Source organism: Streptomyces sp. CLV115, from assembly GCF_038448545.1.
Classification (GTDB): Bacteria; Actinomycetota; Actinomycetes; order Streptomycetales; family Streptomycetaceae; genus Streptomyces; species Streptomyces sanglieri.
In genome coordinates this window covers 1-23,201 of sequence record NZ_JBCEWQ010000025.1, presented here as the reverse complement: position 1 = coordinate 23,201, position 23,201 = coordinate 1, and the positions used below count along the sequence as shown (strand labels likewise).

The 23,201-nt window shown below is 70.7% G+C and carries 22 protein-coding genes; 13 read left to right on the top strand and 9 right to left on the bottom strand.

Going from position 1 to position 23,201, the window contains the following annotated elements:
- Nucleotides 1–12: 12 nt before the first annotated feature.
- The 6 genes from AADR41_RS12050 to AADR41_RS12025 all read right to left on the bottom strand — a co-directional run bounded on the left by AADR41_RS12050 (nt 13) and on the right by AADR41_RS12025 (nt 5,903).
- Nucleotides 13–1,206, bottom strand: coding sequence for an FAD-dependent monooxygenase (locus AADR41_RS12050; RefSeq protein WP_342281354.1), 1,194 nt, complete (start codon nt 1,204–1,206; stop codon nt 13–15).
- Between the two features lie 107 nt (nt 1,207–1,313).
- Nucleotides 1,314–2,753, bottom strand: a complete 1,440-nt coding sequence (locus AADR41_RS12045; protein ID WP_342281353.1) for an exo-alpha-sialidase — start codon at nt 2,751–2,753, stop codon at nt 1,314–1,316.
- Between the two features lie 200 nt (nt 2,754–2,953).
- Nucleotides 2,954–3,163, bottom strand: a complete 210-nt coding sequence (locus AADR41_RS12040; RefSeq protein ID WP_342281352.1) for a hypothetical protein — start codon at nt 3,161–3,163, stop codon at nt 2,954–2,956.
- On the bottom strand, nt 3,163–3,939 hold the full coding sequence (locus AADR41_RS12035) for a laminin G domain-containing protein (RefSeq protein WP_342281351.1): 777 nt from the start codon (nt 3,937–3,939) through the stop codon (nt 3,163–3,165). Before AADR41_RS12035 ends, AADR41_RS12040 begins: the two co-directional genes overlap by 1 nt.
- Nucleotides 3,940–3,954: 15 nt before the next feature.
- Entirely contained in the window at nt 3,955–5,010 is a 1,056-nt protein-coding gene (locus AADR41_RS12030) for an acetylxylan esterase (RefSeq protein ID WP_342281350.1), read from the bottom strand.
- A 161-nt stretch (nt 5,011–5,171) separates the two neighbouring features.
- On the bottom strand, nt 5,172–5,903 hold the full coding sequence (locus tag AADR41_RS12025; protein ID WP_342281349.1) for a FadR/GntR family transcriptional regulator: 732 nt from the start codon (nt 5,901–5,903) through the stop codon (nt 5,172–5,174).
- A 180-nt stretch (nt 5,904–6,083) separates the two neighbouring features.
- Here AADR41_RS12025 and AADR41_RS12020 point away from each other — a divergent pair, with 180 nt between their 5' ends.
- The 5 genes from AADR41_RS12020 to AADR41_RS12000 all read left to right on the top strand — a co-directional run bounded on the left by AADR41_RS12020 (nt 6,084) and on the right by AADR41_RS12000 (nt 12,751).
- Entirely contained in the window at nt 6,084–7,679 is a 1,596-nt protein-coding gene (locus AADR41_RS12020; protein ID WP_342281348.1) for an ABC transporter substrate-binding protein, read from the top strand.
- A gap of 234 nt (nt 7,680–7,913) precedes the next feature.
- On the top strand, nt 7,914–8,864 hold the full coding sequence (locus tag AADR41_RS12015; protein WP_342281347.1) for an ABC transporter permease: 951 nt from the start codon (nt 7,914–7,916) through the stop codon (nt 8,862–8,864).
- Between the two features lies 1 nt (nt 8,865).
- Nucleotides 8,866–10,833: a dipeptide/oligopeptide/nickel ABC transporter permease/ATP-binding protein gene (locus tag AADR41_RS12010; protein ID WP_342281346.1), complete on the top strand. Its 1,968-nt coding sequence runs from the start codon at nt 8,866–8,868 to the stop codon at nt 10,831–10,833.
- Nucleotides 10,830–11,819: an ABC transporter ATP-binding protein gene (locus AADR41_RS12005; protein ID WP_342281345.1), complete on the top strand. Its 990-nt coding sequence runs from the start codon at nt 10,830–10,832 to the stop codon at nt 11,817–11,819. The genes AADR41_RS12010 and AADR41_RS12005 overlap by 4 nt, the downstream gene beginning before the upstream one ends.
- Entirely contained in the window at nt 11,816–12,751 is a 936-nt protein-coding gene (locus AADR41_RS12000; RefSeq protein WP_342281344.1) for a dihydrodipicolinate synthase family protein, read from the top strand. Before AADR41_RS12005 ends, AADR41_RS12000 begins: the two co-directional genes overlap by 4 nt.
- 105 nt (nt 12,752–12,856) lie before the next feature.
- Here the strand turns inward: AADR41_RS12000 and AADR41_RS11995 are convergent, their stop codons facing one another.
- Entirely contained in the window at nt 12,857–13,696 is an 840-nt protein-coding gene (locus AADR41_RS11995; RefSeq protein WP_342281404.1) for a chaplin, read from the bottom strand.
- 530 nt (nt 13,697–14,226) lie between these two features.
- Here AADR41_RS11995 and AADR41_RS11990 point away from each other — a divergent pair.
- The 6 genes from AADR41_RS11990 to AADR41_RS11965 all read left to right on the top strand — a co-directional run bounded on the left by AADR41_RS11990 (nt 14,227) and on the right by AADR41_RS11965 (nt 17,299).
- Nucleotides 14,227–14,628, top strand: a complete 402-nt coding sequence (locus tag AADR41_RS11990; RefSeq protein ID WP_342281343.1) for a rodlin — start codon at nt 14,227–14,229, stop codon at nt 14,626–14,628.
- Between the two features lie 305 nt (nt 14,629–14,933).
- Complete coding sequence (locus tag AADR41_RS11985; protein ID WP_342281342.1) at nt 14,934–15,167, top strand: chaplin; 234 nt, start codon at nt 14,934–14,936, stop codon at nt 15,165–15,167.
- A 250-nt stretch (nt 15,168–15,417) separates the two neighbouring features.
- Complete coding sequence (locus tag AADR41_RS11980) at nt 15,418–15,708, top strand: hypothetical protein (RefSeq protein WP_342281341.1); 291 nt, start codon at nt 15,418–15,420, stop codon at nt 15,706–15,708.
- 185 nt (nt 15,709–15,893) lie between these two features.
- Nucleotides 15,894–16,304, top strand: coding sequence for a rodlin (locus tag AADR41_RS11975; RefSeq protein WP_342281340.1), 411 nt, complete (start codon nt 15,894–15,896; stop codon nt 16,302–16,304).
- 264 nt (nt 16,305–16,568) lie between these two features.
- Nucleotides 16,569–16,769 (top strand): hypothetical protein, encoded by a 201-nt coding sequence (locus AADR41_RS11970; protein ID WP_342281339.1) that lies wholly within the window; start codon nt 16,569–16,571, stop codon nt 16,767–16,769.
- Between the two features lie 119 nt (nt 16,770–16,888).
- Nucleotides 16,889–17,299 carry a rodlin gene (locus tag AADR41_RS11965; protein ID WP_342281338.1) on the top strand — a complete coding sequence of 137 codons (411 nt, stop codon included), beginning with the start codon at nt 16,889–16,891 and terminating at the stop codon, nt 17,297–17,299.
- 154 nt (nt 17,300–17,453) lie between these two features.
- On the opposite strand, the gene AADR41_RS11960 is transcribed toward AADR41_RS11965, so the two are convergent.
- The gene (locus tag AADR41_RS11960) at nt 17,454–17,954 is read right to left on the bottom strand and encodes a DUF5949 family protein (protein WP_124721272.1); all 501 of its coding nucleotides are present in this window, start codon (nt 17,952–17,954) and stop codon (nt 17,454–17,456) included.
- A 386-nt stretch (nt 17,955–18,340) separates the two neighbouring features.
- Here AADR41_RS11960 and rsgA point away from each other — a divergent pair, with 386 nt between their 5' ends.
- Both rsgA and AADR41_RS11950 read left to right on the top strand, forming a co-directional pair.
- Nucleotides 18,341–19,516: a ribosome small subunit-dependent GTPase A gene (gene rsgA, locus AADR41_RS11955; protein ID WP_342281337.1), complete on the top strand. Its 1,176-nt coding sequence runs from the start codon at nt 18,341–18,343 to the stop codon at nt 19,514–19,516.
- A gap of 103 nt (nt 19,517–19,619) precedes the next feature.
- Complete coding sequence (locus tag AADR41_RS11950) at nt 19,620–20,972, top strand: DNA-3-methyladenine glycosylase 2 family protein (protein ID WP_342281403.1); 1,353 nt, start codon at nt 19,620–19,622, stop codon at nt 20,970–20,972.
- A 6-nt stretch (nt 20,973–20,978) separates the two neighbouring features.
- Here AADR41_RS11950 and AADR41_RS11945 read toward each other — a convergent pair whose 3' ends face one another.
- Entirely contained in the window at nt 20,979–23,183 is a 2,205-nt protein-coding gene (locus AADR41_RS11945; protein ID WP_342281402.1) for a glycosyl hydrolase family 95 catalytic domain-containing protein, read from the bottom strand.
- Nucleotides 23,184–23,201: the final 18 nt, after the last annotated feature.

The following is a 23,201-nucleotide window of genomic DNA, read 5'->3' as shown; positions in this document are numbered from 1 at the left end:
CCGGACCCGCCCCTACCGCCGCCGCTGGACGCTGCCGAACAGATAGCTGTCGTCGCCGTCCAGCGCGGCTCGGCCCAGCGCCGCCACCTCGGCGGGCCCCATCGCCGGCCAGTCGGGCGCGTTCTCGACCAGCGCGCGCCCCAGCCTGCGGCCGAGGCCGACCAGACGGGCCCCCTCGGCGGAGCGCTCGTCCGCGTACCGGCGCAGGGCCTCGGCCGTCGTGGCGGAGGCGCGCAGCGACCGCTCCAGACACAGCGCGTCCTGGAGCGCCTTGACCGCGCCGCTCGCGGTGTGCGGCCGGGTCACGCTCGCCGCGTCGCCGGCCAGCACGAAGGGAGGTTCCGCCGCCCGGGGCACCACGAAGTCGGCCACCGGGTGGAGCGCCTGGGAGGTGTGCTCGCCCCGGGCGACGATGTCGGCCCACTCGGCGGGGAAGTGCTCCTCGGCGATGTCCCGCACGTACGCGGCGGAGACCGGGGTGTACGGCGCCGTTCCGGCGTGCGGGGGAGAGGCGTAGACGGCGTACGCCAGCAGCCGCGAGCCCGCGGCCGCTCCCGGGATCAGATAGAAGACACCGTGCCCGCCGGGGAAGCCCAGGGTGACCCAGGAGCTCTCCAGCAGCTCCAGCTGCGCCGGATGGTCGCGGAGGGCGGCGGCCGGAATCGTGCCCCGCCAGACCAGATACCCGGCGGGAACCGGCCGCACCTCGGGTGCGACCAGCTCGCGGGTGACGGACCGGTGCCCGTCCGCCCCGACCACGAGGTCGTACTCCCGCTCGTCGTCCGCGGTACGGATCACGGCGCCGCCGGAGGCCGTGCGCCCGACGGAGGCGACGGGCCGCCCGCGGTGGTAGGCCCCGCTCCCGGCGCCGGCGCGCAACGCCCGCCACAGCAGTCCCCAGTTGCAGGGTGTCACCGGGGCCTGCTGCCGGGCCAGTTCGCGCGCCGACCGCCGCCCCGGTGCCCGTGCCAGCCAGACCCGGGTGGCGACCGGGGTCGTGGGCATGTCCGCGCCCAGATACCCGCCCGCGACCAGCTCCCGGTGGAGCGGCGGCGGGATGACGATGCCGAACCCCCGGTCCTGCAACTCGCCGTCGCTGCGCTCGTGGACGGTGACGTCCGCCCCCGCCCGCGCCCCCGCGATCGCCATCGCGCAGCCGGCGATGCTGCCGCCGACCACCCCGATGCGTAAGCCTGTCACTGCCACCGCGCTACCACCTGTTCTGACGCTCCGGGAGGTGCTGAACGCCCTCATCGTCGCACCCGGTCCGGCGCGGGGCGGGGACACGCGGCACCTCCCGGAGGTCCGGCGCGTTACGGAGCCACGGTCACCGTCGAGCTGCCGGACGCCTGCTTGCCGTTCGCCCGGTACGTGGCGGTGAGCGGGACACTGCCCGAGGCGCCGGCGGCGACCGTCACCGGGACCTTCACATTGGCCCCCTGGCCCGGGGCGAGCGCCGGGACCGCGACCTGGCTCGTCGTCCATCCGCCGGGCACCGTGAGATCCATGGTGCCCCGGTCACGGCGCACGTCCATCCGGTTGACCACCCGCACCGTCACCTCGGCGGACGTGCCCGCCCCGAGCGTCGCGGGCGGGGTGATCGTGATGTCGGCGCAGGTGCCGCCGAGCCACTTCAGGTCGAAGGACGCGTAGGTGATGTGCTGGTAGTCGGCCCGCTCGTAGAGGAGTCCGAGACGGCCGTCGGGCAGCCGGGTGAGCGTCGAGTAGGCCGCGGCACCGGGGTCGACGACCTTCCGGATCGGCCAGGTCCTCCCGTTGTCGCAGGACATCTTCACCGTGAGGTTGCGTCGCGCGGAGGCGTCCTCCGTGTTGCTGAACAGCAGCCAGGACGACTGCGGGTCCGACGGCGCGGCATCGGGGGCGTACCGCATCACCGAGGCGTTGTTCGCCGGGTCGGTGAGCCCGGTGTCCTGGGTGAACGGGGTGTAGTTGACGCCGCCGTCGGTGGAGTACGCGATCGTCCGGTACGGCTTCGAACGGTTGTTGAGCATGACCCTGCCGTCGGACAGCTCGACGGTCTTGTTCTCGTCGCCGCCGGGACCGACCGGATTGCCCATCTTCCACGTCTCGCCGTGGTCGTCGCTGTAGGCGCTGGCCGCGTGGTTGGCGCCGTTGATACGGACGGCGTACTGCTGGATCAGCCGGCCCTTGTACGGGCCCCGGCGCAGTTGGATGCCCTCGCCGGAGGCCGCGAACATGCCCGCCCAGGCGGGGTTCTTGATCTGCTTGGTGATACGACGGTGGGTCCAGGTCACTCCGTCGTCGTCGGAGTAGCTGTAGTCGGCCTGGAGGACATTGGGGTCGCTCTCGTCGTTGCCGGTGCCCGAGCCGAAGAAGCCCTGGTTCACCGAGGCCGCGTAGAACAGGAAGATCCGGCCGGTGGTGCGGTCCACGAGCAGGCTCGGGTCGCCGTAGCCCTTGGGCGCGGCGTCCTTGCGGACCACCTGCTGCGGCTGCCATGTCACACCGTTGTCCATGCTGCGGCGCAGCACGATGGAGATGTTGCCCGGCAGGTCGCCGAGGGTGGGGCGGGCGTCGTAGGCCGCGAGCACCGTGCCCTTGACCGAGGTGGTGAGCGCCGGGATGCGGTAGTGGGGCGAGCCCACTCCGTCGACGGTCAGGTCCTGCGAGGTCAGCTGACCGGGGGCGGGTGAGGCGGCCTGGGCGGTACCGGTCGCGGTGACCACCAGCATGGCGGCGCTGAGCAGGGCGACGGAGACTTTTCGCTGCATGGACGAGCTCTCTTCTCGGAAGGGGGATGTGCTTCTTGGAAGGGAAAGCGCTTCTCACGAGGGAAAGCGCTTCTCGCGAGGGGAGGGGCTTTGTGCGAGGGGGGCTTTTTGCCCAGGCGGACGGGTGGACAGGCGGGCAGGCGGACGGGCGGACGGGCCGGGGACGGGGTGCGGGTCGGCGCGCGGACTCTCACGCGCCGCTATGGGACGCGTAGCGAGCAGACCCGGCTGCCCGGGTCGAAGACCCGCAAGTCCTTGATCATCTTCAGTGCGAGGCGGTGGTGGCCCCGCTCGTCGGAGTGGAGCCCGTCACTGAGCAGCGACAGCGGGACCTGGCCGCCGTTGCCGTTCAGCCAGTTGTTGTAGTGGTCCACGAACACCACGTTCCGCGCCGCCGCGACCTCGCCCATCACCTGCGCGTACCGCGAAAGCCCCACCCGGCCGGGCCACTTCGCCGGAGCGACCGGATTGGGCGACTGGAGCACCGGAACCGGCGAGCCGGGCAGCGCCCGCACCGAGCCGATGGCCTGCCCGGATCGGCGAGGTCGGGACGGGGGCTGTGTGCGACCAGTTCGGCCTCGCCCAGCACCCGGTCCCAGACCGCGGCCCGCTCGATGGTGCCGGTGCAGAACCATTCGCCGCCGGGGTGGTCGCTGTCGAGATTGCGGCCGAGAGCGAGTGCGCCCAGCCCGGAGACAGCGGCGAAGAAGGGGCGCCGCGCCGTCTCGAACACGGCGCGTCCGCCGGCGTGGAGCCGGGTGCCGGAGGCGTCGACGGTGACCGCGACGGTATGAAGCAGACCGTCGTCGTAGCGTGTCCTGGTCATGACATTGATCAGCACCGCGCCCTTCTCGCGTACGGAGAACTGAAGGGCGCCGCCGCTCAGGTTCAGCGTGATGTTGGAGGAGGGCTCGGTCGGATCGGAGGCGCTGAGCAGCGTCATCGCCTCGTTGTGGCTGGTGGTGCGGAAGGTGACCAGGATGGTCCCCGCGGTGAGCGGGGCGAGTGCGCCGACCCGGTTCGACAGGTCGACGTACTCGCTGCCGTCGAGGTCCACGGAGGTGTCGTGGTCCAGGAGCGGATCGCCGCCCGGATCCCCGCCCGGAGCGGCGGCGAAGGCGTGGCCGCCGAACGGGGCGCTCAGGGCTGCCGCGCCGGCGGCGAGAAGCATGGATCGTCTGCGCACGGAAGGTGCCTCCGGTCAGGAGTGGCCGGCCCGCCCCGACGGCGGGCCTGCGAACAGGGAACGCACCCAGGCCAGTTGCTCCCGCTGCTGATACGCCGTGCCGCCCTCGTGCCCGTTGAACTCGTAGACGCGTACGTCCTTGGGCCCCGCGTAGTGGTTGTACGCGGTGAAGCAGGTGGAGGGCGGACAGATCTCGTCCATCATCGCGATCGAGAACAGCGCGGGAGCGGTGGCGCGGGTGGCGAACAGCGCCGCATCGAAGAACGACAGGGTGGTGAAAGCCGTCCCGGTGCGGTCGCGGTGGAGCTTCAGGTACTCGGCGATCTCGGTGAACGGCGGCCGGCCCGAAATCTCCGCACCGCGCCGGAAGTTGCAGAGGAACGGCACATCCGGCATCACCCCGGCCAGCCCCGGCACCAGCCCCGACACCGCCAGGGCGATCCCGCCGCCCTGGCTGACCCCGGTCACGACGATCCGGTCCGGATCGACCGCAGGGTGCTCGCGCACCGCCTCGACGCAGCGCACCGCGTCGGTGAACACCCGCCGGTAGTAGTACGTTTCGGGGCTCTCGATGCCGCGGGTGAGGAAGCCGGGTACGGTGCCGGCCGCCCCGGCATCCGTATCGGCGGTGGAACCGCCCGCGGCCGACCAGCCCTGGCCGCGGGTGTCCATGATCAGGTGTGCGTGACCGGCGGACGCCCAGAGCGTGTTCTCGTGCGGGAGGCCGCGGCCACGCCCGTACCCGAGGAACTCGACCACGCAGCCCAGCGGTTCGGTGGCCCCGGCCGGTAGGTGCAGCCAGCCGTGGACCGGATGTCCGGCGAAACCGGGCAATGTCACATCGTACGTATGGAACTGGGTGAGCCCGGTGTCCACAGGCGCGAACACCGGCTTCAGCGCCGGCCCCAGTACTGGCCCCAGTGCCGGCTTCAGCACCGGCTTCGGCACCGGACCGCCGGCGGCGGGCACCTCGCTCAGGGTGCTCGACCAGAAGGCGTCGAAGCCGTCCGGAACCGGCAGTTCGGGCCGGTAGTCGCGGCAGTCCGCGAGCGAGAGGTCCGTCAACGGCATGGAGGTGCCCTCCTGGGAAGCGCCGGGGTGTGAACGCCGGACATCGAGACAGAAGACGTCAGATGTCCTGGCGGCACACGGACCCTAGGCAGTCATCGCGATGGCCGTCAAGGGCCCGGCCGGCGGATCACGGGCCGGGGTCGGTGGCACCGGCCCGCCGGTCAGTCCAGGGCGCTGTCGCGGGCGCGGGCCTCGGAGATCCGGCGCCTGACCGGGGCGTAGTGCTCGCCCAGCGCCTTCATGAAACCGGTGATGTCCCCGGCCCGTGCGGCGTCCACGATGTTCTGGTGGGCCGCGATCGTCGCCATCTCGTCGGCGTGCGTGAACCCGTCGAGATGGGGCGCGACGATCGTGTACACGTCCCAGAAGGCCATCGAGAGCTGGCCGATCAGTTCATTGCCGAGCGGTGCCACCAGCAGCGCGTGGAACGCCCGGTCCGCCTCGACGAAGCCGTGCCCGTCCTGGGCGCCGGTCCTGCGCATCGTGGTGACCAGGCCGTCCAGCCTGTCGAGCTGCTCCTCGCTGAGCAGCGAGACGATCCGGTCGGCCATCCCGCGCTCGAAGAGCTCGCGTACGTCGACGAGGTCGGCCATCACCTGGAAGTCGTCGTCGGGGGAGAGCAGTCCGCGGAAGGTCAGGCTCTCCACCAGGGCCGACAGGCTCAGCCTGCCCACGTACGTGCCGTGCCCGTGCCGCACCTCCACGATGTCCAGCGCGGCGAGGATCTTGACCGCCTCGCGGACGCTGGAGCGGCTGGCGCCGAGCGCCTCGCACAGGGCCGGCTCGGTGGGCAGCGGATCCCCGGGGCGAAGGCGCTCTTCGAGGATGTAGCGCTTGATGCCCTCGACCACTTCCTGCCGGAGCAGCTGCCGGCCGGGCTTCGCACCGGACATATGTGAACTCCCCACCTCTTGACCCCTCTCGATTGTCCAGCTACGTTCCCACGCTATCAAGGCATCAGACATCTGACGTCCGATGCCTGGGGTTCTCGATCCCTCGCGATCCTGTCTCCCGCCACCCCGTTCCCCGCCAGAACCCCCTCACGTTCCACCTTCGACGTCCCTGGAGGACCCGTGCCCGAGCTGAGACCAGCCGGTGTCGAGCGCCGCACCTTCCTGCGATACACCGGCACCATCGGTGCCGCAGCCGCCATCACGGCGAGCCTTTCCGCCTGCGGCGGCCCGTCGTCGACCGCCGACGGCACGGCGGACAAGGGCAGCGGCAGCGGCCTGATCGAGGCCGGTCTCTCGTACCCGCTGTCCACCGGTTTCGACCCGATGATCACCTCGGGCGCCACCCCGTACGCCGCCAATATGCACATCTTCGAAGGCCTCGTAGATCTCGATCCGGCAACACTCGTGGCCCGTCCCGCACTTGCCACCGAGCTGCCGAAGAAGATCAACGCCACCACCTACCGGGCCACGCTCCGCAAGGGCGCGACCTTCCACGACGGATCGCCGGTCACCGCCGACGACGTGGTGTTCAGCTTCGAACGCATCCTGGAGCCGAAGAACGCCTCGCTCATGGCACAGTTCGTGCCCTTCATCGACACGGTGAAGGCCGTCGACGCCGGCACGGTCGAGTTCAAGCTGAAGTACCCCTTCGCACTCTTCCCGTCCCGCATCGCCGTGGCCAGGATCGTCCCGAAGAAGATCGTCGGGCCGGACCCCAAGGCGTTCGACGCCAAGCCGGTCGGCTCGGGACCGTACCGGTTCATCGAGGCGACCCGCGAGGACAAGATCGTCTTCGAGGCGTACGACAAGTACAACGGCCCCCACCCGGCCAAGGCGAAGAAGATGATCTGGCGGCTGATGTCCGACCAGTCCGCCCGCGTCAGCGCCATGGAGTCCGGCCGGGTCCAGGCCATCGAGGACGTCCCCTACATCGACGTCAAGCGCCTCGCCGGCGCCTCGAAGACCGAGTCCGTGCAGTCCTTCGGCCTGCTCTTCCTGATGTTCAACACCGCCGACAAGCGGTTCGCGGACAAGCGCGTGCGCCAGGCGCTGCACTACGCACTGGACACCGAGAAGATCATCTCGACGGCGATGGTGGGCAACGCCGCGGCCGCCACCGGGTACGTTCCCGCCACCCACCCCGACTACCACAAGGCCGCCACGGTCTACACCCACGACATCGCGAAGGCCAAGAAACTGCTCGCCGACGCGGGTGTCGAGAACCTCTCCTTCACCGTCCTCACCACCGACACCGGCTGGGTCAAGGACATCGCCCCGCTGCTGAAGGAGAGCTGGGAGGCGGCCGGCGTCAAGGTCACCCTCGACATCGCCCAGTCCCCGGCCCAGTACGCAAAGGTCGACAAGGGCGCCTTCGAGGTGCTGGTCGCCCCCGGCGACCCGTCCGTCTTCGGCAACGACGCCGACCTCCTGCTGCGCTGGTTCTACTACGGCTTCTGGCCCGAGAGCCGTTACGGCTGGGGCAGGTCCGCGGCGTACAAGAAGGTCAGGCAGACGCTCGACAAGGCCGCCCAGGCTGCCGACGAGGCCAAGCGCAAGGAACTGTGGGGCGAGGTCACCGACCTGGTCGCCGACGAGGCCGCGCTCTACCCGATCCTCCACCGCAAGCTGCCCACGGCATGGAACGAGAAGGCCCTGCCCGGCTTCAAGCCGCTGCCCACCACGGGCCTCTCCTTCCTGGACGTCAGCCGCGCCTGACCGAAGCGCACAGGTCACCGGTGACATGTCATTGCTGCGACAGGCCACCGGTGACAGACCACCGGTGACACGTCACCGCTGTGCCATGTCACCGCTGCGCCATGTCACCGAGCCCCCGCACTCCGGACGCCGCTCCCGTGACACGTCACAGGTGGCCGACAGACCGGTCCGACACCCGGCGCCCCGCCCTCCGTGCCAGGACCGCCAGACCGCCCAACCGCAAGGAACCCGACGATGGTTGCTTTTCTCCGGCTCGCGCTGCGTCGCGTCGCGATGATGCCGGTGATGATCCTCGGCATCGCGCTGCTCGTCTTCGTGGTGCTGCAGTTCTCGCCGGTCGACCCGGCCTTCAACGCGCTCGGGGAGAGCGCCACCCCCGAGGCCCGAGCGGCCTTCGCCGAGGCCAACGGCCTCAACGACCCGCTTCCGGTCCGGTATTTCCACTTCCTCGGCCAACTGCTGCACCTCGACCTCGGGACGACCGTCCCGCCGAGCCAGCCCGTTGCCGACCGCATCACGGCCGCATTTCCGCTCACCCTCCAACTCACCCTGCTCGGACTGCTCCTCGCGGTCGTGCTGGCGGTGCTGTTCGGAGTGGTCGGCGCGATGTACCGGGACCGCTGGCCCGACCAGCTGTTCCGGGTGGTCTCCATGGCCGGGGTCGCCATCCCCTCCTTCTGGCTCGGGGTGCTCCTCATTCAGCAGTTCGCCCTGAACACCCGGATCTTCCCGACCGGCGGCTACACCAATCCGGCGGACTCCTTCAGCGGCTGGCTCACCACCATGGCCCTGCCCGCGATCTCGCTCGCGCTCCCGGTCTCCGCGTCCCTCGCCCGCCTCGTACGGACCTCGATGGTCGCCGAACTCGACCGCGACTACGTACGCACCGCCCGGGGCAACGGCCTCCCACCGCTGCTGGTGATCCGCTCGGTGCTGCGCAACGCGCTCGTCACCCCGCTGACCGTGCTCGGCATCAAGGTCGGCTACATGCTCAGCGGCGCGGTGGTCATCGAAGCGATCTTCGACCTGCCCGGTATGGGCAAGCTCATCCTCGAAGGTGTCACCGGCGGCGATGTCGCCCTGGTCCAGGGCACCGTACTGACCATCGCGATCGCGTTCCTGGTGGTCAACGTCATCGTCGACCTGCTCTATCTGCTGGTCAACCCGCGCATCAGGACGGTGTGACATGTTCGCCACCGGCCGTCTGGCCAACAAACTGTCCCGACCGGGCATCGCGTTCCGCTCCCTCCCGGTCACCTCCCGCATCGCCCTCGGCGTACTGATCGTCGTCGTACTCGGCGCCGTACTCGCCCCACTGTTCACCCAGGACCCATTGACCACCGGCACCCCGGTGCAGGCACCGGACGGCGCCCACTGGTTCGGCACCGACCGGGCCGGCCGCGACGTCTTCGCCCGCGTCGTGCACGGCTCCCGCTACTCGCTGGTCATCGGCCTCGGCGCGACCGCCGTGGCGCTGATCGCCGGTTCGCTGCTCGGCTCGGTCGCCGCGACCTCCCGCAAGCTCGGCGACGAGTCCGTGATGCGGACCCTCGACGTCGTCATGTCGTTCCCGCCGATCGCGCTGGCCGCCGTCCTCGTCGCGGTCTTCGGCACCAGCGTCCCGGTGATCATCTTCACCATCGCCTTCGTCTACACCCCGTCGCTGGCCCGCGTGGTCCGCGCCAATGTGCTCGCCCAGTACGGCGAGGACTACGTCGCCGCCGAGAAGGTCATCGGCGCCCGGCGCAGCTACATCGTGCTCCGTCACGTCGCCGTCAACTGCATGGCCCCGGTCATGGTGTTCGCCACCGTCATGGTCGCCGAGGCGATCATCTTCGAGGCCAGCCTCTCCTTCATCGGCGCCGGAGTGCAGGACCCCGACCCCAGCTGGGGCAGCGTTCTCGCCTACGGCCGGCAGATCCTCCTCGCCGGCGGCTGGTGGGCCACCTTCTTCCCCGGCCTCGCCCTGCTGATCACCGTCCTCGCCCTCAACATCCTCTCCGAGGGCCTCACCGACGCCTCCGCCGCGCCCAGCCGCGCCAAGGCCGCCGCCGACCCCACCGGGGCCACCGCCCCCGACCCGGTCGAGGCCGCCGCCACCGCGGACATCGACGCCGCCCTCACCAGGCTCGCCGACCGCATCAACGCCACCGGGCCGGCCATCACCCCGGTGCCGGACGACGCCGCCGAACTGCTCGTCGTACGTGACCTGTCGATCCGCTTCCCCGACCGCTACGGGCAGATCCCCGTCGTCGACTCGCTGAACTTCACCGTCCACGAGGGCGAGACCCTCGGTCTGGTCGGCGAGTCCGGCTGCGGCAAGTCCATCACCAGCCTCGCCGTCATGGGCCTGCTCGCCCGCAACGCCGAGGTCGGCGGCGAGATCCTGTACCGCGGCCAGAACCTCCTGGAACTGCCTCCCAGGGAACGCCGCGCGCTGATGGGCCCGGAGATCGCGATGGTCTACCAGGACGCGCTCTCCTCCCTCAACCCCTCCGTCCTCGTCGGCACCCAGCTCAAGCAGCTCACCTCGCGCGGCGGTACGAAGACCCCGGCCGAACTCCTCGAACTCGTCGGTCTCGCCCCCGAACGCACCCTGCGCAGCTACCCCCACGAGCTCTCCGGCGGCCAGCGCCAGCGCGTCCTGATCGCCATGGCGCTCTCCCGCGACCCCCGCCTGCTCATCGCCGACGAACCGACCACCGCCCTCGATGTCACCGTCCAGGCCCAGGTCGTCGAACTCCTCGTGGAACTGCGCGACGAACTCGGCTTCGCCATGGTCCTCGTCTCGCACGACCTCGCGCTCGTCGGTGACCTCTCGCACCGCGTCGCCGTGATGTACGCGGGGCGCCTCGCCGAGATCGGCGCCACCCGCTCCGTACTCACCGGCCCCACCCACCACTACAGCCGCGGCCTGCTCGGCTCGGTCGTCTCCCTGGAGGCAGGCGCCGACCGGCTGCACCAGATCCGCGGCATCGTCCCCGCACCCCAGGGCTTCGGCACCGGCTGCCGCTTCGCCTCGCGCTGCGACGCCGCCACCGACCTGTGCCGCACCACCGCGCCCGGACTCACCGCACCCGACACCACGAAGGACCACGGCTTCGCCTGCCACCACCCCGCGAAGGCCGCACAACTGGAAGGGAGCGCCCGGTGATCCGGATCGACGGCGTCCACGTACGCCACAAGGCACGCAGCGGCGGGCTGTTCCGCCGCGACGCCGTGCATGCCCTCACCGATGCCACGCTGGAGGTCGGGCGCGGTGAGATCGTCGGCCTGGTCGGCGAGTCCGGCTGCGGCAAGTCCACCCTGGCCCGGGTACTGACCGGACTGCAGAAGCCCACCGAGGGCGAGGTCCGCTTCCACGGCCGCGACCTGTGGGCGATGTCGGCGGCCGAGCGCCGCGACGCCTTCGGCTCCGCCGTCGGAGTCGTCTTCCAGGACCCTTCCACCGCCCTCAACCCCCGGCTCACGGTCCGCCGGATCCTCCGCGACCCGCTCGACGTGCACGGACGGGGCACCCGCGAGGCGCGCGAGGCACGCGTCGAAGAGCTCCTGGACCTGGTCGGCCTGCCCGGCCACACCCTTGCCGCGCTTCCCGGACAGCTCTCCGGCGGCCAGCGCCAGCGCGTCGCCATCGCCCGCGCCCTGGCCCTCGAACCCGAACTGATCGTCGCCGACGAACCGACCTCCGCCCTCGACGTCTCCGTACGCGCCCAGGTCCTCAACCTCCTGGTCGACCTGCGGGAACGCCTGGGGCTCGGCATGGTGTTCATCTCGCACGACATCCAGACCGTGCGCTACCTCGCCGACCGCCTCGCCGTCCTCTACCTCGGCCGGATCGTCGAGGAAGGGCGGGCGGCCGACGTGGCGGGCGCGCCGGCGCACCCCTATACCGAGGCGCTGCTCTCCGCGACCCCGAGCCTGCTGGAGACCACCGAGCGCATCGTGCTCACCGGTCCCGTCCCCTCCGCCACCAACCCGCCGTCCGGCTGCCCGTTCCGCACCCGCTGCTGGAAGGCGGACGACGCCTGCGCCACGTCCTTCCCCGCCACGGCGTCCGGCCCGGACGGACACCGCTGGCACTGCGTCCACCCCCAGATCCCCGCGTCCCCCGTACCACCCGCAAGGAGCACCGTATGACCGCCCGGAACCCCCGCTGGACCGGCGTGATCCCGCCCGTCGTCACCCCGCTCACAGAGGACGGCGAGATCGACCGCCCCTCTCTGGAGCGGGTCGTGGGCCATCTGCTCGACGGTGGCGTCAGCGGCCTGTTCGCGCTCGGCAGCTCCGGCGAGACCGCCTATCTGACGCCGGACCGGCAGGACGAGGTCATCAAGGTCATCGCCGCCGCCTGCGCCGGCCAGGTCCCGGTACTCGTCGGAGCGATCGAGACCACCACCGACCGGGCGATCGAGCGGGCCCGCGCCGCCGAAGGACTCGGCGCCGACGTCGTGGTCGTCACCGCCCCCTTCTACACACGCACGCACCCCACCGAGATCGACCGCCACTTCCGTGACATCGCCGCCGCCCTCGACCTGCCGGTCCTGGCGTACGACGTACCGGTCTGCGTACACAGCAAGCTCGACCCGGAACTGCTGCTGCCGCTCGCCGCGGACGGTGTGCTGGCCGGGGTGAAGGACTCCAGCGGCGACGACGGCTCGTTCCGCCGCCTGGCCATCGGGGCCCGTGAGCTCCCGGAGTTCTCCGTGCTCACCGGGCACGAACTGGTGGTCGACGCGATGATGCTGGCCGGGGCGGACGGTTCGGTCCCGGGGCTCGGCAATGTGGACCCGCACGGTTACGTACGTCTGCACGAGGCAGCGGTACGGGGCGACTGGGCCGCGGCCAGGGCCGAACAGGACCGCCTGGTCGCGCTCTTCGACATCATCCGCGCGGCCCGCCCCGGCACGGCGTCCGCCACCGCCGCGGGCCTCGGCGCCTTCAAGACGGCGCTTGTGCTGCGCGGGATCATCGGGACGAACACGATGAGCGCGCCCATGCGCCGCCTGGACGCGGCGGAGACTGCCGAGATCGCGGCCTGCCTGGACCGGGCGGGTCTCAGCCGGGTGTGAACCGGCCCGAACGAAGAACAGCGGCCCGTCGCCGCAGCCCCGGCTGCGACGACGGACCGCGGCTTTTCGGCCGGTCGATCAGCGACCGGCTACCGACGGTGCAGATCAGCTCTTCGAGGCGCGGGTACGGCGGACCAGCAGGGTTCCACCGAGCACCATGGCCGCGGCGGCCCCGCCGGCCATGGCCAGGCCGGCATCGGCACCGGTGTGCGCCAACTGGCCGACGGAGCCCTTCGGCTCAACATCGGTCCGCGGTTCACCGCCGCGAGGCGTGACCGGGGGAGTGGCCACGGGAGGCGTCGCGGGAGGCGTGACCACCGGAGGCGTCACGGGAGGCGTGACCACCGGAGGCGTCACGGGAGGCGTGACCACCGGGGGCGTGACCGGAGGCGTGACCACCGGGGGCGTGACCGGAGGCGTGACCACCGGGGGCGTGACCACCGGCGGTTCGACAGGCGGTTCGACAGGCGGTTCGACCACGGGAGGCTCGACAACCGGCGGCTCGACAACCGGCCCGTCCACGTTCGCGCAGGTGTTGCCGGCAGCAGGGTTCAGCGCACCGACGACATCCACGGAGTTGCCGCAGGCATTGACCGGTACGTCCACCGGAGTCTGGATGTTGTTGCCGGACAGCACCCCAGGGGAGCCGACCGCGCCGCCCTCGGCGCTCGCGCCCCGGCCCCCGGCACCCGCGCCGGAACCGCCCGCGTTCACGCACTTGTTGCCGAACGCGGGGTTCAGCAGGCCGATCACATTCACCGTGTTGCCGCACACATTGACCGGTACATGCACCGGCACCTGCACGTTGTTGCCCGATCCGACACCGGGCGAACCGACGGCCGCGCCATCGGCAGAGGCATCCGCGAACGCGTATCCACCGGCTGCGGTCAGGATCCCCGACGCCGCCGCCATCACCAGCAGGCTCTTACTCAAGGCTTTTCGCATTCGTTGCCCCTTCTTAGGACATTCCGCGCGAGCTGAACGCTCGCTGTTCATTCATCAGGCCGGTGCGGAGACCGCCGGGAGGCCCTCCCGACGGTGCCCGTGCATGACTCGGCAAGTGGCGGTCACGGAAAGCGCAGAGACCACGAAGAGGCGTCCTTCGTGTTGATGAGTCCTGCTTCTGCCGGTCAAACGCCCGAACCTGCACGCTTGCGTCACTCATAACGAGGAGAACTTGTTGAGGAAACTCGCAGGGCCGTGGAAATTGTGTAACCACCCGAATGGAGTATGCGAACGGGCCGGTTCGGGCTCCGTGCGGCGTGTTATTGACGCCTGACACGCCGGGTGGGAAAGGCCGTTGGGGGCGGGCGGTGCAAAGAGGCGGAACGATTCCGTCCGCACCCTTCCGGAGCGCCCTTTCGTACTGCTGTACGCACCTCTGGGCATTCGGGTGAATGGAGAGAACCAAACGCCCGTTGGCGAGTTGGGCAGGGGGCTCCGGTACGGGGCATCCAGTACGAGAAGGGTTAATCGTGATCAAGAAGGTTCTGGCTACGGGTGCCGTTGCCGCCTCCATCCTCGGTCTGGGCGCGACGCAGGCCATGGCCATCGGCGACGACGGCGGTACGACCTCGGTCAACGGCAACGGAGCCTCGCAGTCGTTCGGCAACGCCGAGACCCACGGTGACGGCAGCCCGCAGTTCGGCCTGGTCCAGGGCAGCCTGAACAAGCCCTGCATCGGCCTGCCGGCCAAGGTCAACGCCGGTTCGCTCGTCGGCCTGATCCCGGTCGCGGTCCAGGACGTCAACGTGCTGTCCTCGCCGCAGAACCAGCAGTGCACCGAGAACTCCACCCAGGCCAAGGGCGACGAGCCGCTGTCGCACATCCTGGACGGCATCCCGGTGCTCTCCGGCAACGGTGCCGGCAACAGCTGATCCGCAGCCGATCCAGCCGTAACGACAGGCCCGGGCCGCCGGCGTTCCTCCTCCGTGCGGCCCGGGCCTGTTGCTGCCATTCCCCGGAATGGATGCATCGGATTGTCGGAAGATCGCGCCGGTGATATCGAGTGATCGACATTGCGTCATTCGGGCGATTTTCTGAGAATCTTCTGGCCGAAGAGTTTCGACTACGGTCTTAAATCGTTATGAATTCCAGCGGCGGAGTTACGAGTGATCGGTATCGCGCTCGTGCGGCACGAAAGACGTGGCCGCTTCGGACTCCGTCGAAGAAAGGGAACAAAGTGAAGTACACCAAGGTTGCCGCCATTGCCGCCGGAACCCTGATGGCCATGGGTGCCGCCGCCCCCGCCTTCGCCGACTCGGGCGCCGAGGGCGGCGCCGCCCTCTCCCCGGGCGTCATCTCCGGCAACTCCGTCCAGATCCCGGTGCACATCCCGATCAACGCCTGTGGCAACACCGTGAGCGTGATCGGTCTGCTCAACCCCGCCTTCGGCAACACCTGCGCCAACGTCTGACCCACGGTCGGACGGGCCGAACGCTCGTGACCGGAAGGCCCCGGATCGCATTTCGATGCGATCCGGGGCCTTCCTTCTTTCTCCCCGGCATTCGATCGGGTGGTCCCGCGGGAAAGGCGACCCCATCCAGTTGCCGTGTCGCAACCGCGTCGTTACCCAGGGCGAAAGCGGCAGATGGCACGGCCAAAGAAGGCTCGTGCGGTGCGGGTGCGCGACCGAACAGATGCCGCCGCAGAAGGGAACCCCGAAAGTGAAGTACGCGAAGACTGCTGCGTTCGTTGCCGGTTCCGTGGTTGCTCTCGGAACGGCTGCTCCCGCCTTCGCCGTCACCAACGCCACGGCCCCCAACTTCAGCCTCAACGGAGGCATCAACCAGGTGGTGGAGAGCGCCCCGCAGGCTGTCGACCCGATCGTCGACACGGTGGGCGGCGCCGCGGAGTCGGTGCAGAAGAACGGCACCGTCACCAAGCTGGCGGACCAGGCCACCGGTGCGGCCAAGGGGGCGGCCCCGCTCATCGGCGGGCTGCCGGCGGGCGGCTGACCGCCGGCACCGCGGCAGTTCCCCGCCGGTCCCGGACTCTCGCATTCCTCCGGTGCTGTGAATTCGGCGAACAACCGAACGTAAAAGCACCGTTCGAGTGAATGGGCACAACCATCCCCGTCGTCGTGAGTTGATCAGGGCGCTCCGGACAGGCGGGCAACAGAAAACCCCAGAAGGGCTATTTCATGATCAAGAAGATTATGGCCTCGGCAGCAGTCGCTGCTTCGATCGTCGGCGTCTCCGCCGCGATCGCCCCGCAGGCCATGGCCATCGGCAACGACAGTGGCACGACGTCGGTCAACGGCAACGACGCCATCCAGTCGTACGGCAACTCCGCGACCCACGGTGACATGAGCCCGCAGTTCGCGCTCATCCAGGGCTCGCTCAACAAGCCCTGCATCGCGCTGCCGGCCAAGGCCAACGTCGGTTCGGTCCTCGGGGCCGTCCCGATCTCGGTCCAGGACATCAACGTCCTGGCCTCGCCGCAGAACCAGCAGTGCACGGAGAACTCCACCCAGGCCAAGGGTGACGAGGCGCTCTCGCACATCCTGGACGACATCCCGATCCTCTCCGGCAACGGCGCCGGCAACAACTGAGGCCCGTACCGCTCCGGACGCTCCTCGCCGGCTTCTCCGAACCGGCAGGGGAGCGTGCCGCGGGCAGCTTCGAGCCCGCCTGCAAGCAGTAACCGAATCACCTGTGGGGTCGTCACATCCACGCGGCAGCCGTTCTCCGGCCGCCCGGATGTGCCGGCCCTGCTCGTGTGTCCGGGGTACGGCAGCCCCTCGAAGGGGCGGTGGACTGGGCCGGTTGCCGTAGTGCGGGCAGGCGTCGTCCGCCGCACCGGGTAGGTGCCACACATGGACCAGTACGACAGTCAACGCTCCCGCGACCGGCAGCGGCACGCACAGGACGGCACACCCATCTACGACCGGCTGCTCGCCGAGTGGCAGGCGGCCCACGGCGGCCCGGGGCCCGCGCCGCAGGCAGGGCCGGACCGGCCGTGCGCGGGCGGCCGGGTTCCCGCGGCCCGAACCTCCGGCGAGGCTGTCGACGGGTGATCAGGAACCGTCGAACTCTTGCCGGATCGAACCCTTTTGAGTGGTACTGCGGAACCGACGCTTCCGTAGCGGGTTGATCAGTACGTTCCACAACGGGACGCTCCGAAAGGTGAAGCGTGATGAAGAAGATGATGGCCGGCGCAGCAGTGGCCGTGTCCCTGGTCGGTCTGTCCGCAGCCGCGGCCCCCGCGGCCATGGCGATCGGCAACGACGGGGGCACCACGTCGGTCAACGGCAACGGCGCCGTGTCCGAGTTCGGCAACAGCGTGACCCAGGGCGACGGAAGCCCGCAGGTCCAGCTCGTCCAGGGCACGCTGAACAAGGCCTGTGTCGGCCTGCCGCTCAAGGCAAACGCCGGTTCGCTCGTCGGCCTGCTGGTGCCGGTCGCGGTCCAGGACATCGACGTGCTGTCCTCGCCGCAGAACCAGCAGTGCGCCGACAACTCCGTCCAGGCCAAGGGCGACGAGCCGCTGTCGCACCTGGTCGACGACATCCCGGTGCTCTCGGGCAACGGCGTCGCCAACGACTGACGCACCCCACGTGCGGGCTGCCCCGGGGATTCCCCCGCGGTCGCCCGCACCGCGGTGCACAGCAGAATCCGGGGCATCGCCCCAGGGCTCCACGCACAAGGATGCCCACCGCGCCACGGGGGGCGGTGGGCATCCTTGTGCGTGGAGGGGGCGGTCAGCCCAGGGTTCGTACCGGGACCACGCAGTGGGCGGAGGTGGTGATGACCTCCGGGTCGCCCGCGAAGGACCGCAGCAGCTCCTCGCTCACGGGCCGGCCCGGTGCGCCCTGGGGCCACGGGCGGGTGGCGAACATGGTGTGCACCTCGCCGCGTTGGCCGGCCGCGGCCAGCCACTCGGGCGGGGCGGGGTACTGCGCGGTGAAGTGCGGCAGCGTGAGGACGGCCTGCCCGGCCTGGACGAGCAGCTTCACCGGGAGGCCGGGGTTCTCGGCGGCGTACACCGGACCGCTGCCGACCGGCAGCCCGCTGCGCTCCAGGGACATGCGCATGGCCGCCTCGCCGACGGCGGGGCCGTCCGTGCCGTCTCCCAGCGAGTAGACGAGCAGGAAGGCGACATCGTGGCCGTCGGCGGGGTGTTCGCCGCTCCATCCGATCAGTGTGATGGTGCCCAACTGGGCTTGTGTGAACGTGCCGGTGGCGGTCTGGGGTGAGGTCATGCTCGGCACCATAACGGCCCCGGACCGGTCGTTGTGCATGTGTTTCACCTGATCGAGGGAGATAGCGGTATATCTCCGGTGGAAGCGGCTCGGACCGTCTCCGTTCGGAGCGCTCGGGAGACGCGTTCGAAGGCGTCGGCAAAATGTGTTGAGCCGGCCGGTGCGCGCGGGCTATGGTGTCCACTGTTCCGGACGGCGGAGATCAACTCCGGCTGTCGGTCCCGTGCTTGAACCAGGAGGTGAGGATCGTGATGGCTGTCACTGTGATGGGCGCTGCCCATAACCCGAAGAGCATCATTCCCACCCCCGTGGTCGCCGGCTGACCTACTCCGCAACTCTGCGCGCCCGTGTGCGCGTTGCCGGGGCCACCCTTTGAAGGGTCTCCCTTGTCTTTCCAGTCTTTCTCCTTCTCTGCTTCGTCTCTTCAGGGCTCGTCCGCGTCGCATCCGCTGTCCCCGTACGGCTGGGACGACGCGTGGGCGGCCGAATTCGCACCGTACGCCGAGCAGGGTCTGCTGCCCGGGCGTGTGGTGCGGGTGGACCGTGGTCAGTGCGATGTCGTCACCCCGCGGGGCACGCTCCGCGCCGACACCGCCTTCGTTGTCCCGCGCGATCCGATGCGGATCGTCTGCACCGGCGACTGGGTCGCGGTCGACCCCGACGGCGATCCGCAGTTCGTACGGACGCTGCTGCCGCGGCGTACCGCCTTCGTCCGCTCGACGTCCTCGCAGCGCTCCGAGGGCCAGGTGCTCGCCACCAATGTGGACCACATCGTCATCTGCCTCTCGCTCGCGGTCGAGTTCGACCTGGGGCGGGTGGAGCGCTTCCTCGCGCTCGCCATGTCCAGCTCCAGCGGTGACGCGCTGCTGGGCGGCGGGGGGCCGGCCGGGGACGGTGCCGCCGAGCCGATCGTGGTGCTGACCAAGGCCGACCTCGTACCGGACGCCACCACGCTGTCGCACCTGGTCCAGGACATCGAGGGCGTCGCGCCCGGGGTGCAGGTGCTGACCGTCAGCTCCGCCACCGGGGAGGGCGTCGACGTCTTCGCCGCCGTCGTCTCGGGCGGTACGAGCGTGCTGCTCGGGGCCTCCGGCGCCGGCAAGTCGACCCTCGCCAACACCCTGCTCGGCCACGACGTGATGGAGGTGCAGGCCGCGCGGGACGTCGACGGCAAGGGCCGGCACACCACCACCACCCGCAATCTGCTGCTCCTGCCCTCCGGGGGCGTGCTGATCGACACCCCCGGGCTGCGCGGGGTCGGACTCTGGGACGCGGAGGCCGGCGTCGGCCAGGTCTTCTCGGAGATCGAGGAGCTGGCCGGGCAATGCCGGTTCCACGACTGCGCCCATGAGTCGGAACCGGGCTGCGCGGTGCTCGCCGCGATCGAGGACGGTTCGCTGCACGAACGGCGCCTGGACAGCTTCCGCAAGCTGATCCGCGAGAACCGGCGCATCGTCGCCAAGACCGACGCCCGGATGCGGTCGGAGATGCTGCGCGACTGGAAGCGCAAGGGCGCCGAGGGCCGGTTCGCCATGGAGGCGAAGCGGGGCCGGGTGCGGTAGAGGGGGTTTCCCGGTCCGCGGCCGCCCATGGTCGCGGACCCGCCGGTCCACGTCCGAAAACCGCCAGTGCGGTACCGGTGGGTGCCGCACACTGGACGGTGTGATGGACGAACGGACCAGGTACGAGGCGGTGAGCAGCCGCGACGCGCGTTTCGACGGGGAGTTCTTCTTCGCCGTCGAGACGACCGGGATCTACTGCCGGCCGAGCTGTCCCGCCGTCACGCCCAAGCGGAAGAACGTCCGCTTCTACCCGACCGCGGCCGCCGCGCAGGGCCAGGGCTTCCGGGCCTGCCGGCGCTGCTGGCCGGACGCCGTGCCGGGATCGGCGGAATGGAATGTGCGGGCCGATGTCGTGGGCCGCGCCATGCGGATGATCGGCGACGGCGTGGTCGACCGGGAGGGCGTGCCCGGTCTCGCGCACCGGCTCGGCTACAGCTCGCGCCAGGTGCAGCGGCAGCTCAACGCCGAGCTGGGCGCCGGCCCGGTCGCGCTCGCCCGTGCCCAGCGGGCCCACACCGCGCGGGTGCTGCTCCAGACGACCGGGCTGCCCGTGACGGAGATCGCCTTCGCGGCGGGCTTCGCGAGTGTGCGCCAGTTCAACGACACGATCCGGCAGATCTACGCCCGTACGCCGAGCGCGCTGCGGGCCGAGGCAGGGACGGGGCTGGGAGCGGCGGTCCGGGAGGCGCGGACCACCGGGATACCGCTGCGGCTCGCCCACCGGGGGCCGTACGCGGCCCGCGAGGTCTTCGACCTGCTGGCCGGAGAGCCGGTCGCCCGGATCGAGGAGATCAGCGGTACGCCGGGTGCCCGTACCTACCGGCGCACTCTGCGGCTTCCGTACGGTACGGGCATCGTGGCCGTGGACGAGCGGTCCGCCGGGGCCTGGCTCGATGCCCGGATCCACCTCACGGACCTGCGGGACCTGACGACGGCCGTCCAGCGGCTGCGGCGCCTGTTCGACCTGGACGCCGATCCGTACGCCGTCGACGAGCGGCTCGGCGCCGATCCGCTGCTCGCCGCGGGCGTCGCCGCCCGCCCCGGGCTGCGTTCGCCGGGTACGGCGGACCCGGACGAGTTCGCCGTACGGACGCTGGTGGGGCGGGCGGAGTCGGAGCGGCTGGTGGAGGCGTACGGGAAGGTGCTGGACGTGCCGTGCGGCGGGCTGACGCACGTGTTTCCCGAGCCCGGGGTGCTGGCCGGTTCGGCGGGCGGCCCGGAGCTGCGGGCGCTGGCGGCCGCGCTCGCCGACGGGGACGTACGGCTGGACGCCGGGGCCGACCGCGACGAGGCCGAGCAGGCGCTGCTGCGGCTGCCGGGGATCGCCCCGGCAGCCGCGGCGCTCATCAGGATGCGTGCGCTCGGTGACCCGGACGTGGATCCGGACGGCCGGCCCGGGGCGGACCGGTGGCGGCCGTGGCGTTCGTACGCGGTGCGTCACCTGGGACTGCTGTGAGCGGGCCTACGCGGGCAGTCCCCAGCGCGGCGCGGGGGCGTCGGCCGCCACCGGGCGGATGGTCAGGTCCGGTCGGTCGCCCCGCGCCGTGATCAGGGCCGATTCGCCCTTGCGCAGGGGGATGCGTACCGTGCCGTCGGCCGTCGTCACGTGGTCCAGCGGACGGCCGTGCCGGTCGCGGATCTCCACCGGGCCGTCGATGCCGTGGCGTACGACGCAGGGTGCGCCGGCCTCGCTGGTCAGCCTTACCCAGCGGGTCCGGCCCTCCTCGCGCACCGCACTGAGCAGGAAGGCGCCCTGCGTGCGGAAGTCGTGCACGGTCAGGTCCCGCCAGCCGGCGGGGAGCGCCGGGAAGACCCTGATCGTGTCGCCCCAGGACTGGCAGACCATGTCGTGCAGGGACTGGGCCGCCGAGAGCGGGGTCTCGATGACCGGGCCCGACTCCTTGTACATGGTGTTCGCCTGGATGAAGCGGTTCATCAGCTCGCCCAGGTACTTCAGCGCGTCCTCGCCCTTGCCGAGCAGCGCGGACATCGACGCGGCACCGGTGAACGTGTAGCCCTGGAGGGCGCCCTCGAAGCCCACCCAGTGGGCGAGGGACCTCTCGATCAGCGCGCGTTCGTCGGCCGTCGCGCCGGTCAGCTCGTACAGCGGGTACACCGCGAGCATGTGCGAGTAGTGGCGGTGCGACTTCGCGAACGGCACCCCGGCGCCGATCATGAACCCGTTGGCATCGACCGGGTACGGCGCCAGCCTGGCGAGGACCTCCTGCCAGCGGGCGGTCAGCGGGTCGCGGACGCCGAGCCGGCCGGCCGATTCGAGCAGGGTGCGGCAGCCCCAGCGCAGCAGCATCAGGTCGTAGTTGCAGTCCGGGGCGTTGACGCCGTACTCGGGGGAGAACGTCGCCGGCAGGTGCAGCTTTCCGTCGGTGCCGGGTGTGAGGAAGTGCAGGTAGTAGTTGACGGCCTTGCGCAGCAGCGGGAAGAGCGTGTCGCGCAGGATCGACTCGTCCATGGTGTGGCGGTAGGAGAGCCAGACGTTGTGCAGCGCCCAGGTCAGATTGCCGACCTCGGGGGTGGGCGGGTCCTGGCCGGGGATGCCGACCCCGTAGCCGCCGTCGGTCACCGAGGCGCCGTTGACCAGTTGAGGGTCGGTGGTCCGGGGGATGCCGGCCGAGTCGCTCCGGTAGGGGGCGGCGACCTCCCGCGAGAGCTGGTCCCGGAATTCGCTCAGGGCCCGGGTGACGGCGTCCAGTTCGAGGTGGTTGGAGCCGTGGATCAGCCAGTACTCCAGCTGGACGTTGAGGTTCCACCAGGTGTTGGGCCAGGGCGTGGGCTCCAGCCAGGGGCCGGAGGTGGCCATCACCGGGGCGTCCTTGCGGGCCGCCGACGCGGTCTTGTAGAGCTGGATCCAGTAGAAGCGCTGCAACCGGGCGTCGGGCAGCGAGAGGAAGCTCTTGCGGTAGAAGCGGTCCCACCAGGTGCGGTGGGGGGCGGCGAGCGGACCGTAGGGGAGCGCGGAAGCGGTCCTGACGGTGCGCAGCGCGCGGTCACGGGCGGTGTCCGTGGGGTGGGAGTGCGCGACCGTGACGTACAGGGTGCGGACCGTGCCCCGGGTGCGTTCGCGCCAGGCGGTGACGTGCCGGCCGCCCGCGAGCAGCGGCTGGACGGCGGCGGTGGTGTCGCCGTGCTGCTCGGTCACGGCGGGAGGGTTGCCGGTGTAGCCGTCCGGGACCGGCTTGAAGGCGGCACGCGGGCTGATCGCCTCGGCGGGGTGGAAGACCCAGCGAAAGCCCTGTTCGCCCGCGCTCGGGGTGATCTCCACGGCGAGCACATCGCTGGTGGAGTGGACGAAGGCGCGGAGCTTCAGGGTGCCCGCGGTCGTGGTGACCGTGCCTTCGAGCTCGGCGGTGCGCAGCCGCATCCACCACTCGACGCCCGTGATGGCGCCCACCGGCTCCAGGGTGAAGTGGCCGATGGGGAGGCGGGCGAGGCCGAAGAGCGAACCGAATTCGGGGCGGTGGTCCTGCACCTCGGAGTGCTGGACGTTGAAGCGGACGGCCCGGGTGGTGGCGCCGGGTTCCGCGTAGATGCCGGAGCCGAGGCGGCCGTTGCCCAGATAGGGGCCCTCGTACCAGGTCTTCGGCAGCTTCCGCCAGAGCAGGTCGGCGTCGTCGAGAACCGTGCGCCAGCTGTCGCCGGGGGAGTGCACGGTGGTGGGGGCCGGGGC